Origin of the sequence: Streptomyces mutabilis, from assembly GCF_014649815.1 — a bacterium.
In the GTDB taxonomy this organism is placed as follows: domain Bacteria; phylum Actinomycetota; class Actinomycetes; order Streptomycetales; family Streptomycetaceae; genus Streptomyces; species Streptomyces mutabilis.
In genome coordinates, this window is sequence record NZ_BMTT01000005.1 from 135,447 (window position 1) to 148,377 (window position 12,931).

The following is a 12,931-nucleotide window of genomic DNA, read 5'->3' on the forward strand; positions in this document are numbered from 1 at the left end:
GGAGTGGAGCGGACGTGTCCGTCCTCACGTTCTCGCCCGTCGGCGCTCAAGTGCCGCGCAGATCGCTCACCCGGCGGATCTTGCCGAGCGAGCGCTCCAGTGTCTCCGGCTCGACGATCTCCACGTCCACGGTGACGCCCACGCCGTCCTTGACGCCCTGCCCGATCGTCCTGGCCGCGTCCTCGCGCTGCTCGGGGCCGGCGTCGGGGCGGGCCTCGACCCGCACGGTCATGTGGTCCATCCGGCCGCGCTCGGTGAGCCGGATCTGGAAGTGCGGTGCCACGCCGGGCGTGCGCAGCACGATCTCCTCGATCTGGGTGGGGAAGACGTTCACCCCGCGCAGGATGATCATGTCGTCGCAGCGGCCGGTGACCTTCTGCATCCGGCGAAAGGCGGGCCGGGCGGTGCCCGGCAACAGCCGGGACAGGTCCCGCGTGCGGTAGCGGATGACCGGGAGCGCCTCCTTGGTGAGTGAGGTGAAGACGATCTCGCCCTCCTCGCCCTCGGCCAGTACGGCGTCCGTGAGCGGGTCCACCACCTCCGGGTAGAAGTGGTCCTCCCACACGTGCAGCCCGTCCTTGGTCTCGACGCACTCCTGGGCCACGCCGGGGCCGATCACCTCGGACAGGCCGTAGATGTCGACCGCGTGGATGTCCATCCGCTCCTCGATCTCGCGGCGCATCTCCTCGGTCCACGGCTCGGCACCGAAGATGCCGACCTGGAGGGACGTGGTGCGCGGGTCGACGCCCTGGCGCTCGAACTCGTCGAGGAGGGTGAGCATGTAGGACGGGGTGACCATGATGATCTCGGGCCGGAAGTCCTGGATGATCTGCACCTGCCGGGCCGTCATGCCCCCGGAGGCCGGGATCACCGTGCACCCGGCGCGTTCGGCGCCGTAGTGGGCGCCGAGGCCTCCGGTGAACAGGCCGTAGCCGTAGGAGATGTGCACCTTGTGGCCCGACCGGCCGCCCGCCGCCCGGATCGAACGGGCGACGACGTCCGCCCACATGGACAGGTCGTCGTCCGTGTAACCGACGACGGTGGCCCGGCCGGTGGTGCCGCTGGAGGCGTGCACGCGCCGCACCTGGGACATCGGGACGGCGAACGTGCCGAAGGGGTAGGTGTCCCGCAGGTCGGCCTTGGTGGTGAAGGGGAACCGGGACAGGTCCGCGAGGCTGCGGCAGTCGTCGGGCGTGACCCCGGCGGCGTCGAACTTCTTCCGGTACAGCTCGACGTTGTCGTAGGCGTGCCGCAGGGTCGCGCGCAGCCGGTCGAGCTGGAGTTCCGCGAGCTGCTCCCCGGACAGCCGCTCGGCGTAGTCCAGGAGGTCGTGGGGGAGGGGGTCTCCCCGGCGGGGCGCCGGGGTCGTCCCGGTCGTCGGCTCGCTGCTCATCGCGACTCCTTCGTCGTCGTACCCGGCGTCTCGCGCGCCGTGGTGTCCCGCACGCTGCGGCTGCGTCCACGGAACTCGGCGATCACCTCCGTACCGCGCCGCACGGTCACGTCGTAGACACCGCTGCGGCCGAACCGGGCGCGTTCCTCGGCGCGCGCCACCAGCACGTCGCCCTCGCGGGCCGGCGCCACGAACACGATGTCTGCGCCCGCCGCGACGGTCACGGGACCGTGGCTGTTGCAGGCGCAGGCGAAGGCCGTGTCGGCGAGCAGGAACAGGTAGCCGCCGTGGGCGATGCGGTGTCCGTTCACCATCGCCGCGGTCACGGCCATGCGGAGGACCGCGGAGCCCTCGCCGTGCTCGACCAGCTCGATGCCCAGCCGCCGGGACGCCTCGTCCGCCGAGAACATCACCTCCGTGGGCGTCGGCTCAGTGGCCTGCGACACCTCTCCCACCACCTTGTCTCCCGACCGACCATTCGGTTAGCGCGCGGCAGGGCCCAGTAATCCAGCCGTGGGGTCGCCCTGTCAAGAGTGTTGCCGGCGGGGCTCCCGGGTCTTGCCCGGCGCCGGAAAAGGCGTCACACTGATACCGAACGAATGGTCGGTTGGGAAGCTGGTGACGATGACCACGACAGACGCCGCCGAGGCACCGCCCCCGGAGCGCTTGCAGGAGCACTTCGACGCGACGATCGCACGCGACCAGCGCATCGAGCCGCGCGACTGGATGCCGGACGGGTACCGCAAGACGCTGGTCCGGCAGATCGCCCAGCACGCGCACTCGGAGATCATCGGCATGCAGCCGGAGGGTGAGTGGATCACCCGCGCGCCCTCGCTGCGCCGCAAGGCGATCCTGTTCGCCAAGGTGCAGGACGAGGCCGGCCACGGCCTCTACCTGTACTCGGCCGCCGAGACGCTCGGCGCGGACCGCGCGGACCTCACCGAGCGGCTGATCGACGGACGCCAGAAGTACTCGTCGATCTTCAACTACCCGACGCCGAGCTTCGCGGACGTGGGCGTGATCGGCTGGTTCGTGGACGGCGCCGCGATCTGCAACCAGGTGCCGCTGTGCCGCAGCTCCTACGGGCCGTACGCGCGCGCGATGGTGCGCATCTGCAAGGAGGAGTCCTTCCACCAGCGGCAGGGCTACGAGCTGCTGATGACGATGATGCGCGGCTCCGCCGCCCAGCGGGAGATGGTCCAGGACGCGGTGGACCGCTGGTGGTGGCCGTCCCTGATGATGTTCGGCCCGCCCGACGACGCCTCGCCGAACTCGGCGCGGTCGATGGCCTGGAAGATCAAGCGGCACAGCAACGACGAACTGCGGCAGCGCTTCGTCGACATGACCGTCCCCCAGGCCGCGAAGCTCGGCGTCACGCTTCCCGACCCCGAGCTGCGCTGGAACGAGGAGCGCGGACACCACGACTTCGGCACCCCCGACTGGGACGAGCTGATGCGCGTCATCAAGGGCGACGGCCCCTGCAACGCACAGCGGATCCAGCGCCGGCGGGCCGCACACGAGGCAGGCGCCTGGGTGCGCGAGGCGGCCACCGCCCACGCAGCCAAGCAGGCCGCCCGCGGGAAGAAGGGAGCGGCGGCATGACCTCCGACAAGCAGGGCTGGCCGCTGTACGAGGTGTTCGTGCGCGGCAAGCGCGGCCTCAACCACGTCCACGTCGGATCGCTGCACGCCGCCGACGACGCGATGGCCCTCACCCACGCCCGCGACCTCTACACGCGGCGCAACGAGGGCGTTAGCATCTGGGTCGTGCGCTCCGAGTACATCGCGGCCTCCACCCGGGACGAGAAGGACCCGTTCTTCGCCCCCAGTGCCGACAAGGTCTACCGCCACCCGACGTTCTACGACATCCCCGACGACGTCCCGCACATCTAGGAGCAGGGCATGAGTGACGACCACGTCTACCTGACCCTGGCAGAGGGACACGAGGACGACACCCGCTGGGCCTACGGCACCGGCTTCGAGGACCCGCTGCACGGTGTCGACACCACCGTGCCCGATGGTGTCGACGCGGGTGAGCTGGCCGCCGAGTGCGTGGCGCTCGCCGACGACGCACTGGTGTCGGCGCAGCGGCTCGCCGAGTGGGTCACCCGGGCACCGGAGCTGGAGGAGGAGGTGGCGCTGGCCAACATCGGCCTCGACCTCCTCGGCCAGGCCCGCCTGCTCTACTCCCGCGCCGGCCAGGTCGACGGCACCGGCCGGGACGAGGACGCCTACGCCTACTTCCGGGACGCCGGTGACTTCCGCAACGTGACCCTGGCCGAACTGCCCGGCGGTGACTTCGCCTTCGCGATCGTGCGGCTGCTGGTGCTCTCCAGCTGGCGCCTCGCCCACTTCCGGCGGCTGGTCACCCACCCCGACCCGGTCCTGGCGGCGGTCGCCGCCAAGGGCGTCAAGGAACTGACGTACCACCGCCAGTACGCCGCCGAGTGGGCCGTGCGCCTGGGCGACGGTACGGACGAGTCGCACCGCCGGATGCGCGCGGCGCTGGAGCGGGTCGCCCCGTACCTCGGCGAGCTGCACACGGCCCACGACGCGCGCGACGAGCTCGCCGACGTGCTGCGCCAGGTCACCGAGGCGGCGGGGCTGCCCCTGCCGGTGTACCGTCCGCTGCCCGACTCCGGCCGCGCCGGTGAGCACACCGAACACCTGGCGCCGCTCCTCACCGAGCTGCAGGGTGTCGCCCGCGCCCACCCGGAGGCGACATGGTGACCGCACGCCTCGACGCCCGCCGCGCCCGGCACATCGCCGAGCAGGTGCCCGACCCCGAGCTGCCCATGCTGACCCTCGCCGACCTCGGAGTGCTGCGGGACGTCGAGTTGACCGGGGACGGCACCGTCGTCGCACGACTCACCCCCACGTACTCCGGCTGCCCGGCGATGGCCGAGATGCGGGCGGACGTCGCCGCCCGGCTGCACGAGGCGGGGTACGCGAGCGTGGAGATCCGTACCGTCCTCGACCCACCGTGGACCACCGACTGGATCACCGAGTCCGGCCGCCGCAAGCTCGCCGAGCACGGCATCGCCCCGCCCGGCGCGGCCCCCCGCGGTCCAGTCCCCCTCGTCCTGTCGCCCGCCCGGCCGGCGGTGCCCTGTCCTCGCTGCGGCTCGCGGGACACCGAGGAGACCTCCCGCTTCGCCGCCACGTCCTGCAAGGCGCTGTGGCGCTGCCGTGACTGCCGCGAGCCGTTCGAGTACGTCAAGGAGATCTGATGGCCCCGACCGCCCCCGCCTCGGCGTCCGCCGCACCGGCGGTGCCGGCGCGCGCTCGCCGCCGCCCCGCCTTCCACCGCCTGCGCGTCGCCGCCGTCGAGCGGCTGTGCGCGGACGCGGCGGCCGTGAGCTTCGAGGTCCCGGCCGAACTGGCCGAGGAGTTCGCCTTCGCGCCCGGCCAGTCGCTCACCGTCCGGCGCGAGGTCGACGGCCGCGACGAGCGCCGCTCGTACTCGATCTGCTCCCCGGCCGGCTCCGTCCCCCGCATCGGGGTCCGGGTCGTGCCGGGCGGCCTCTTCTCGTCATGGCTGGTGGACGAAGTGCGGCCGGGCGACACCGTCGAGGTGATGGCGCCCACGGGCATCTTCACGCCCGACCTGACCACCCCCGGCCACCACGTGCTGATCGCGGCCGGCTCGGGCGTCACGCCCATGATGTCCATCGCCGAGTCGGTGCTGGCCGCCGACGACCGCTCGACCGTCACCCTCTTCTACGGCAACCGCCGTACCGACACGGTGATGTTCGCCGACGAACTGGCCGACCTGAAGGACCTGTACCCCACGCGTTTCCAGCTGGCCCACGTGCTCTCCCGCGAGCCCAGGGAGGCCGAGGTGCTCTCCGGCCGCCTGGACGCCGAGCGGCTCTCGGCGCTCGTCGGTGCCCTCGTGGACGCGGAGACGGCGGACCACTGGTGGCTCTGCGGCCCGCAGGGCATGGTCGCCGACGCACAGCGGGTCCTGGCCGGCCTCGGTGTCCCGGCGAACCGCGTGCACCGGGAGCTGTTCTTCGCCGAGGACGAGCCCGTGCGGGAGGTCCGGCACGAGGACACCGGCCCGCAGGGACCCGTCAGCGAGGTCGTCGTCACCCTGGACGGCCGCTCCACGACCTCCTCCCTGTCCCGGGAGCGGACCATCCTCGACGGCGCCCAGCAGACCCGCCCCGACCTGCCCTTCGCCTGCAAGGGCGGCGTCTGCGGCACCTGCCGCGCCCTGGTCACCCACGGCCGGGCGGACATGCGCCGCAACTTCGCCCTGGAGGAGGCCGAGGTCGACGCCGGATACGTACTGACCTGCCAGTCGTACCCGGTCTCCGAACGGCTGACCGTGGATTACGACAGCTGACTGACCCGGCCCGGCATCGCGCCGCTGCCGACGACCTCGCGGTCCTCACGCGGAGAACACTCACCGGCGGGTCCGGCGGCCGGGGGAACACTATGAACGCAATGATCGAAGGGGTGGTTCCGGCTCCCGGGGGTTCCTAACATCCCGGCTCGCAGCGCAACTTCGCGCACAGCACGTACAGGAGCCGCCCGTGACCACACCGCACGCGCCCACCCGTGTCCCCTGGGCCTCGCACCGCCGGCGCCGTCCGGCGGTGCTGGCCGCCGTACTCACCGCCGTGTTCCTCGGCACGCTCGGCAACGTGTCCGCCGCCCCCGCGCCGGCCGCCCGGCCGGCCACGCCTGCGGCCGCCGCCGACTGCCCGGCGGAACTGGCCGGCAAGGCGCGGTGCTACACCGGCCGGGACGCCAACGGCGCCCACTACGCGATGGCCGTGCCGACCCGCTGGAACGGATCCCTCGTCGTGCACGCCCACGGCGGCCCCGGCCTCGGCGACGCCTCCGACCCGGCCCGCAGCACCGACGACCTGGAACGCTGGGCGGTCATGGTCGAGGAGGGCTACGCGTGGGCCGGCTCCGCCTATCGTCGCGGCGGCTACGGGGCCAGGATGGCGGCCGCCGACACCGAGAACGTGCGCCGGCTGTTCACCGAGCACTTCGGCCGGCCGGAGCGGACGTACCTGCACGGACAGTCCTGGGGCGGCAACGTCGCCGCCAAGGTCGCCGAGACGTACGGCAGGCGACCCGGCGCCTGGGACGGGCTGCTGCTGACCAACGGCGTTCTCGGCGGTGGTTCGCGCGGCTACGACTACCGGGTGGACCTGCGGGTCGTCTACCAGTACTACTGCCACAACCACCCGCGTCCGAACGAGCCGCGGTACCCGCTGTGGCAGGGGCTGCGCGCGGGCTCCACCATGACCACCGCCGGATTGCGCGCCCGGCTCCAGGAGTGCACCGGCTACGCATCCGACCCGGCGGACCGCACCGCCCTGCAGCAGCGCAATCTCGACGACATCCTCGCGGTGACCGGCGTACCGGAGCGCACGCTGGAATCCCACCTGCGCTTCGCGACCTTCACGTTCCGGGACGTCGTCACCGACCGGCTCGGCGGCCGCAACCCGTTCTCCAACCGGGGTGTGCGGTACTCGGGTTCGCACGACGACAAGGCTCTCAACGCGGGCGTCGAACGCTTCTCGGCCGACCCCGCGGCCCGCCGCGACCTCTCCTACGACAGCGACCTCACCGGCAAGGTGTCCCTGCCCGTCCTCACCCTGCACGCGATCGACGACCCCACGGCCTTCGTGGAGCACGAGGCGGCCTACCGTGCCACCCTCCGGGGCGCCGGGCGGAGCGGGAACCTGGTGCAGACGTTCACCGACGAGCACGAGCACAGCTCGCTGAGCGACTCCGAGTACGCCAACTCCATCGCGGCGCTGGACGACTGGGTGCGCTCAGGCCGCAAGCCGACCCCGCGCTCGGTCGCGGCCTCCTGCGCCACCTTCGACGCGAAGTACGGCAGCGGCTGCCACTACGAACCCGGGTACCACCCGGCGTCGTACGCCTCCCGGGTGCTGCCCCGGCCCGGTGGCCTTAACTGGCCCGCCATGACCGCCGCCCAGGAGCGGGCGTGGAGCCGGATCGACGGTGTCGGCATCGCGCCGTAGCGGATCGGCCCGGGCGGTTGCTCAGTCGGCCTCCGCCAGCACCGCCCGGATGACATGGCGGGCGTTGCCGGCCATCGCGGGGTTGGTCCTCCGGTGGTACGGCAGCGCGATCAGCGCCTGGGAGAGTGTCCGCCCCCGGCCGCGCCTCCAGGTCGCGTCGTCCACGCCCAGTGCCTCGCGGAAGGCCTTCCGGGCGGTGGCCGGCAGCAGATTCCACGCCGGGAAGAGATCGCAGGCCGGGTCGCCCACCCCCATGCACCCGAAGTCGATCACCGCGGTCAGTCTGCCCCCGCCCACCAGCAGGTTCCCCGGCATAAGGTCGGCGTGCAGCCAGACAGACGGCCCGTCCCAGTCCGGCGCCCGCAGTGCGTCCTCCCACACGGCGGCCAGGGCGGAGCAGTCGACGCCCTCCTCGGGAAGGGCGCTCAGCTCGTCGAGGGCGGCCCGCGTCTGCCCGTCGAGTGTGGCGAGCGGGCCGCCGCGATAGGCGCCCGGCGCGTCCGGCAGGGCGACGTCGCGCATCGCCGCGACGAAGCCGGCCAGGTCCCGGGCCAGTATCTCCGGTTCGGCCAGCGCCCCGGCCTCCGGGATCTCACCGGGCAGCCACCGGTACACCGACCACGGCCACGGATAGCCCTCGGTCGGCTCACCGGCGCCGAGCACCTCGGGAACGGCGGTGGGGAGCAGGGGTGCGAGGCGGGGCAGCCACTCCCGCTCCGCCCTCACGTCCCCGGCCCCGCCTTCGACCAGCGGCAGCCGTACGACCATGTCGTCACCCAGCCGGTACATCGCGTTGACCGTGCCGCCGGACGGGAAGCGCTCGACCGGCAGCCCCCTCCATCGAGGGAACTGCCCGGCGACCAACCGGCGTACGAGACGGGCATCGAGGGGGTACCGGCCCGGATGTGTCTGCCCAGAACTCATGGACGTCATCCGACCCCTCGACGCCGACGCCGTCAAACGATTTCCCGGCCGCCGGCGAGCGCACCCGAGGCCGGCGGATCAGACGCCGAACTCCGAGGGCGGCACGCCGAGGGCCGTGCAGGCCTCGCGGATCGCGTACTGCTCGGACGGCTCGAAGACCCCGTCGGCCCCGGCGATGACCATGCCGGTCTGGATGACCGCCCGGGCCTCCGCGGGCTTCTTCGCGGCCTTGGCGATCACCTGCAGGGTCTCGCTCCTGCCCAGCTCGAAGTTGGCGACGAGCTTGTCCACATGCTGGTTGAAGCGCTGGCGGAGCTGGTCCGCCGGGAAGTTCTGCAGCACCTCGTTGGAGACGATCAGCTCCTCCACACGCTGCCGCTCCGCCGGCTCCACCTGGCCGTCGGCCGCGGCGACCAGCGCGCACATGGCCATGCTGGCGTCCCGGTAGGCACCGCTCTTGAGCTCGGTCTTGACCGACGCCAGCTGGGACTTGAACAACCCGATCAGCTGGGCCTTGGAGCCGCCCGTGGGCGAAGCCGACCCGCCACCGTGACCCTGCTGCCCGTACCCCTGCTGCCCGGGTCCGTGACCGCTTGCTCCTCGAGTGCCCTGGGACTGCTGGAAGGTCTTGGCCTGGTCCTTGATCTTGTCCCACATCGCCACTCGTGCCACCTCGGCTTCTGTTGCTGTGTCTTCCGGCTTGGAACTCTTGCACCGTGCCCGCGAACTTCTCGCGGTCACCAGCTTGAACGCGCCCGGGAGCCATGTGGTTCCCGAAAGGCAAAGGCAGGGCAAAGTGTCTCACGGTGACGGCGTAGTAGGCTGCGGGATCAGGAGTTCGACGGCCGGTTCGGCCGACTGGGGGCGTGCGGTGTGGGTCGGCTGAGGGAGGTCGGCTGGTTCGGCGCCATCGGTGTCGTGTCCACCGTAGGACAGGCCCTGCTCTACTGGGTGTTGCGCCTCTGGTGGCCCCCGGCCGCCGCCAACCTGGTCTCCCTGCTGGTCCTCACGGTGCTGAACACCGAAGCGAACCGTCGCCTGACGTTCCGGCACGTCGCCGCCGACCCGGTCCGCGCCCATCTCGGGGCCGGCGGACTCTTCCTGCTCGGCTACTCGGCGACGTCCTGCGCGGTGCTGTGGTTCAGGCACGCGGAGCCCACCGCATCTCCGGCCGCCGAGACGGCGGTCCTCGCCGCGACATCGGTCGCGGTCACGGTGGTGCGCTTCGTCGTCCTGCGGCTGGCGGTCTTCCGTCGCCCCCGTGTCCGCCGCGGCTGACCCCTTTCGCCCCGCTTGGTGACGGAATGGTTCCTCGGTCACCGAAGTGCGTTCTTCCATGTCATAGGCCATCCACTCCCTTACGGTTTCCGAGTAACCATCAGAGACCGGAAGGTCGCCCGCGCCATGGGACGCGTCCGCCCAGCCGGAGGAGATGGAACCGTCCCGCAGCGACGTCCGGCAGGCGCCTCACGGGCTGGTGCGGTTCCGGTGTCGTTCCGAGCTTCCGCTGTGGCGGCGGCAGCCCGCGTCGTGCCGGGTGCCCAGCGAGGTCCACCACGGTTCGCAGCAGCCCTCGCCGATCACGACGCGGGCGGCCGCCGGGCGGGTGCACTCCGGGGCGTGCACGGCGCCGTCGGAGTGCTGCCAGAACGCGCAGCACGGTACGGGCACGAGCGGCTGCCGCGGGCGGGGACGGGACAACCGCTCGGCACGCTGCGCCCGTGCCCGCCACAGCCGGTGCTCCGTCCGGGCGCGCGCGGCGCACCACGCGAACACGGCGGCGGCGTACAGACCCGGCAGGGCGAGCCAAGGGTGATGGCCGGCCGCGTGTCCGGCGGCGGCGAGAAGCAACACGGCGGCGGCACGACACGCACGGGCGGTGCGCATGCTCGGTGTCACGGGAACTCCCGTCGGTCGGCGGTCAAGGAGCTCGGGACCTCCGTATGCCCCCTGTTCGCCGCTCCACGTGCCCCTGGCGCGACCTACCGCGCCCTCTCGGCTCGGGAGCGGTAAACCCGTTGCGGTGACCGACCGTCAACCCCAACCCTGCACTCATGTCCCCTGCTGCCGTGCGGCCGGCCACCCTCGCCGACGCCCCCGCCATCACCGACCTCCTCAACGAGATCGACCGGATCGAGATCGGCCGGCCCGAGACCGACCAGCACACCGTCGAGGCCGACCTCGAACACCCGGAGACCGACCTGGCCCGGGACTCGTGGCTGGCCTTCGACGACGGCCGGCTCGTCGCCTACGGGCTGCTGTGGGACGAGTCGGGCGGCGAGCGCGTCGACATCGACCACTACGTGCTGCCCGACCATCAAACGACCGGGCTGCGGGTCCTCGCGGCCATGGAGGCCCGCGCCATGGACAAGGCACGGGCCAACGGAGCCGCGCGGGCCGTGGTCCACCTGCACCTGAACACCCGGCCCACGACCGACACCGGTCTCCTCACGGCCCGGGGCTGGAGCGTCGTCCGGCGGTACCACGTGCTGCGCCGCCCCGTCGATCCGGCGAGCGACCTCCCGCCCGAGGCCCCGGCGGGCGTGCGGGTGCGGGCCTGCGCCACGGAGGCGGACCGCTTGCGGGTGCACGAGCTGTACCAGCGGGCGTTCGCCGACCACTTCGACTACCAGCCGCGCGGATACGCGCTCTGGCTCAGCGACATCGACGCGGAGCGCCTGGACTGGTCCCTCGTGTGGATCGCCGAGACCGACGACCTCGGCGACGCCGGGTTCCTGCTGGCCCGTGACGACCGCGAGGCCATGGGCTGGATCCGCGCCATCGGCGTCCTCGGCGAGGCCCGCGGCCGCGGCCTGGGCGGACTCCTGCTGCGGCACGCCTTCGCCCACTTCGCGGCGCGGGGCCGGGACACGGTGGGCCTCGGCGTCGACACCGCCAACGCCACGGGCGCCCCGCGGCTCTACGGCCGCAACGGCATGTCGGTCCACTACGCGGTCGACACCTGGGAGGCCGTGCTCGCCTGAGGTCCGGCACCGGCAGTGGTGCTCAGAGCACCATCGCCACTGTGACGGCCCCGAGGAGCAGTGCAGTGGCCGCCGCGAGTCGACGACACCCACCAGGCGCGCGTTCCCGTGCGCCGCCGCGGGGCCCTCGGCGCCGCCCAGGAAGATCAGCGCCGCCGGGAGCGCGATGGCGAGGGTCAGGGGATCGGCGGGTGCGGTGGCCGCGCGCATCGGGTGCCCGGCCCTGCGTATCGCGGGGACCGTCATGACGCTGCCGCCCACACCGAGGAAGGCGGCCACCGCGCCGACGGGTGCGCCGACGGCGGCCGGCAGGGGACGCGGTGCGTCGTGGGCCGGCCCGGAAGGAGCGGACGGGCGCAGGAAGCCGGGGCACAGCAGCAGGTCGACGACGGTGAGGGCGTCCTGCACGAGATCGCGGCCCGGGCCCCGCTCCCGTTCGACGTCCGCATCCCGGTCTCCGCGGACCTGGCGGAGTTCCGCCGCGCCTACCTGGCCGCTCCGCACACCGGTGTCACCAACGCCGACTGGGCCGCGCGGACGGCGATGAGCGAACGGGCCTTCACCCGCCGCTTCCGCGCGCAGGCCGGCGACAGCCCCGCCGTGTGGCGGGCCCCGCACGGCTGCTCGCGGCCGTCCCGCTGCTGCGCACGGTGTCGGTGAGCGAGGTTTCGGGCCGGCTCGGTTACGCCTCTCCCGCCGCGTTCACCGCCGCCTGTACCCGGGCGTTCGGCGCACCGCCGTCGCCCTTCACAGTGAGCCGTCGAGGGCTGCGCCAGAGGCTGCCGTTCGGATGATCAGGTGGCAGGGAAGGGACGTGGCTGACCAACGCCGAAACCCGCGTCTGCGGTATGCCCCGAACGACGGGACGCGTCCCTGTCCTCGTCCTGCTCGCGGCTCGCGGCCCGCTCCTGGGCGTGGTGGCCGAGGGCCGCGCTGCGGCTGGTCGCCAGGTGGTGCAGGACCAGCGTCTGGACGCGCTCGACGTCGCGCTCGGCGATGGCCTGGTACAGGGCCTCGTGCTCCAGCGCCACGGCCAGCAGGTCGTCGTGCTGGCCCATGAGCCACCGCAGCCGGCTGCGCAGCACGCGCTCGAGTTCGTTGAGCAGTTCGTTGGCGGCCAGGGAGATGACGGTCTCGTGGAAGTCGGCCGCCGCCCGGCGGGCCCGCACCGCGTCACCCGCGCGGGCCGCCTCCAGTTCGACGTCCACCGTCGCGCGGAGCCGTTCCAGACCGTCGCGCGTGTGCCGTTGCGCGGCGAGCCGGAAACCCAGGGTCTCCAAGCCCGAGCGCACTTCGTCGAGGTCAGCGATGTCGCTCGTGGTGAACTCCCGCACCACGGCCCAGGTCCGCGGCCTCGGCGTCACCAGCCCCTCGGACACCAGGGTCTTGAGGGCTTCTCGCACGGGCAGCCGGCTCACCCCCAGTGCCTCGGCCAGCTCGCGCTCGACCAGGCGGCTCCCCGGGCGCCGCGTCCCGTCGATGATCTCGTCGCGCAGCCGCCGCGTGACCCGCTCGGACTCGGGCCTGAAGCCCTCTGACGCAGTCATAGCCGTCCTTCGTCCTTCTTCCCGTTCCGAGCCACGCCGACCGCGCGGTGCGGAGCGTCGGTCGGGCGGC

The 12,931-nt window shown here is 72.7% G+C and carries 14 protein-coding genes and 1 pseudogene; 9 read left to right on the forward strand and 6 right to left on the reverse strand.

The genetic code is table 11. From position 1 onward, the window contains the following. Positions 1-46: 46 nt before the first annotated feature. Both paaK and paaI read right to left on the reverse strand, forming a co-directional pair. Positions 47-1,393, reverse strand: coding sequence for a phenylacetate--CoA ligase PaaK (gene paaK, locus IE142_RS13550; protein ID WP_191885987.1), 1,347 nt, complete (start codon positions 1,391-1,393; stop codon positions 47-49). Continuing rightward, positions 1,390-1,839, reverse strand: coding sequence for a hydroxyphenylacetyl-CoA thioesterase PaaI (gene paaI / locus IE142_RS13555; RefSeq protein WP_229830436.1), 450 nt, complete (start codon positions 1,837-1,839; stop codon positions 1,390-1,392). The genes paaK and paaI overlap by 4 nt, the downstream gene beginning before the upstream one ends. 178 nt (positions 1,840-2,017) lie before the next feature. Between paaI and paaA the strand changes: the two genes are divergently transcribed. The 6 genes from paaA (at position 2,018) to IE142_RS13585 (ending at position 7,406) form a co-directional block, all read left to right on the forward strand. Then, entirely contained in the window at positions 2,018-2,995 is a 978-nt protein-coding gene (gene paaA / locus IE142_RS13560; RefSeq protein WP_191885988.1) for a 1,2-phenylacetyl-CoA epoxidase subunit PaaA, read from the forward strand. Next, positions 2,992-3,285 carry a 1,2-phenylacetyl-CoA epoxidase subunit PaaB gene (gene paaB / locus IE142_RS13565; protein ID WP_191885989.1) on the forward strand — a complete coding sequence of 98 codons (294 nt, stop codon included), beginning with the start codon at positions 2,992-2,994 and terminating at the stop codon, positions 3,283-3,285. Before paaA ends, paaB begins: the two co-directional genes overlap by 4 nt. A gap of 9 nt (positions 3,286-3,294) precedes the next feature. Then, the gene (gene paaC, locus IE142_RS13570) at positions 3,295-4,122 is read left to right on the forward strand and encodes a 1,2-phenylacetyl-CoA epoxidase subunit PaaC (RefSeq protein WP_191885990.1); all 828 of its coding nucleotides are present in this window, start codon (positions 3,295-3,297) and stop codon (positions 4,120-4,122) included. After that, positions 4,116-4,622 (forward strand): 1,2-phenylacetyl-CoA epoxidase subunit PaaD, encoded by a 507-nt coding sequence (paaD, locus tag IE142_RS13575; RefSeq protein WP_191885991.1) that lies wholly within the window; start codon positions 4,116-4,118, stop codon positions 4,620-4,622. Before paaC ends, paaD begins: the two co-directional genes overlap by 7 nt. Continuing rightward, complete coding sequence (gene paaE / locus IE142_RS13580) at positions 4,622-5,743, forward strand: 1,2-phenylacetyl-CoA epoxidase subunit PaaE (RefSeq protein ID WP_191885992.1); 1,122 nt, start codon at positions 4,622-4,624, stop codon at positions 5,741-5,743. The genes paaD and paaE overlap by 1 nt, the downstream gene beginning before the upstream one ends. Before the next feature lie 190 nt (positions 5,744-5,933). Further along, on the forward strand, positions 5,934-7,406 hold the full coding sequence (locus tag IE142_RS13585) for an alpha/beta hydrolase family protein (protein WP_191885993.1): 1,473 nt from the start codon (positions 5,934-5,936) through the stop codon (positions 7,404-7,406). A 21-nt stretch (positions 7,407-7,427) separates the two neighbouring features. Here IE142_RS13585 and IE142_RS13590 read toward each other — a convergent pair whose 3' ends face one another. Continuing rightward, the gene (locus tag IE142_RS13590) at positions 7,428-8,330 is read right to left on the reverse strand and encodes an aminoglycoside phosphotransferase family protein (RefSeq protein ID WP_191885994.1); all 903 of its coding nucleotides are present in this window, start codon (positions 8,328-8,330) and stop codon (positions 7,428-7,430) included. 78 nt (positions 8,331-8,408) lie between these two features. Next, positions 8,409-8,993 (reverse strand): tellurite resistance TerB family protein, encoded by a 585-nt coding sequence (locus tag IE142_RS13595; RefSeq protein ID WP_191886179.1) that lies wholly within the window; start codon positions 8,991-8,993, stop codon positions 8,409-8,411. 210 nt (positions 8,994-9,203) lie between these two features. On the opposite strand from IE142_RS13595, the gene IE142_RS13600 reads away from it, so the two are divergent. Next, positions 9,204-9,608 (forward strand): GtrA family protein, encoded by a 405-nt coding sequence (locus tag IE142_RS13600; RefSeq protein WP_191885995.1) that lies wholly within the window; start codon positions 9,204-9,206, stop codon positions 9,606-9,608. A gap of 189 nt (positions 9,609-9,797) precedes the next feature. Here the strand turns inward: IE142_RS13600 and IE142_RS13605 are convergent, their stop codons facing one another. Further along, on the reverse strand, positions 9,798-10,229 hold the full coding sequence (locus tag IE142_RS13605; protein ID WP_191885996.1) for a hypothetical protein: 432 nt from the start codon (positions 10,227-10,229) through the stop codon (positions 9,798-9,800). 155 nt (positions 10,230-10,384) lie between these two features. Between IE142_RS13605 and IE142_RS13610 the strand changes: the two genes are divergently transcribed. Continuing rightward, entirely contained in the window at positions 10,385-11,314 is a 930-nt protein-coding gene (locus IE142_RS13610; RefSeq protein WP_191885997.1) for a GNAT family N-acetyltransferase, read from the forward strand. A gap of 399 nt (positions 11,315-11,713) precedes the next feature. After that, a pseudogene (locus IE142_RS13615) lies at positions 11,714-12,108 on the forward strand (helix-turn-helix domain-containing protein); the annotation flags it as partial. Here the strand turns inward: IE142_RS13615 and IE142_RS13620 are convergent. Further along, positions 12,109-12,861, reverse strand: coding sequence for a GntR family transcriptional regulator (locus IE142_RS13620; protein ID WP_229830441.1), 753 nt, complete (start codon positions 12,859-12,861; stop codon positions 12,109-12,111). Positions 12,862-12,931: the final 70 nt, after the last annotated feature.

Bases quoted from the DNA above. Each gene is read 5' to 3' on its own strand.
- IE142_RS13590 (WP_191885994.1), bottom strand. From the start codon at position 8,330: ATGAGTTCTGGGCAGACACATCCGGGCCGGTACCCCCTCGATGCCCGT.
- paaC (WP_191885990.1), top strand. From the start codon at position 3,295: ATGAGTGACGACCACGTCTACCTGACCCTGGCAGAGGGACACGAGGAC.
- IE142_RS13620 (WP_229830441.1), bottom strand. From the start codon at position 12,861: ATGACTGCGTCAGAGGGCTTCAGGCCCGAGTCCGAGCGGGTCACGCGG.
- IE142_RS13610 (WP_191885997.1), top strand. From the start codon at position 10,385: ATGTCCCCTGCTGCCGTGCGGCCGGCCACCCTCGCCGACGCCCCCGCC.
- paaE (WP_191885992.1), top strand. From the start codon at position 4,622: ATGGCCCCGACCGCCCCCGCCTCGGCGTCCGCCGCACCGGCGGTGCCG.
- paaD (WP_191885991.1), top strand. From the start codon at position 4,116: ATGGTGACCGCACGCCTCGACGCCCGCCGCGCCCGGCACATCGCCGAG.
- paaA (WP_191885988.1), top strand. From the start codon at position 2,018: ATGACCACGACAGACGCCGCCGAGGCACCGCCCCCGGAGCGCTTGCAG.
- paaB (WP_191885989.1), top strand. From the start codon at position 2,992: ATGACCTCCGACAAGCAGGGCTGGCCGCTGTACGAGGTGTTCGTGCGC.
- paaK (WP_191885987.1), bottom strand. From the start codon at position 1,393: ATGAGCAGCGAGCCGACGACCGGGACGACCCCGGCGCCCCGCCGGGGA.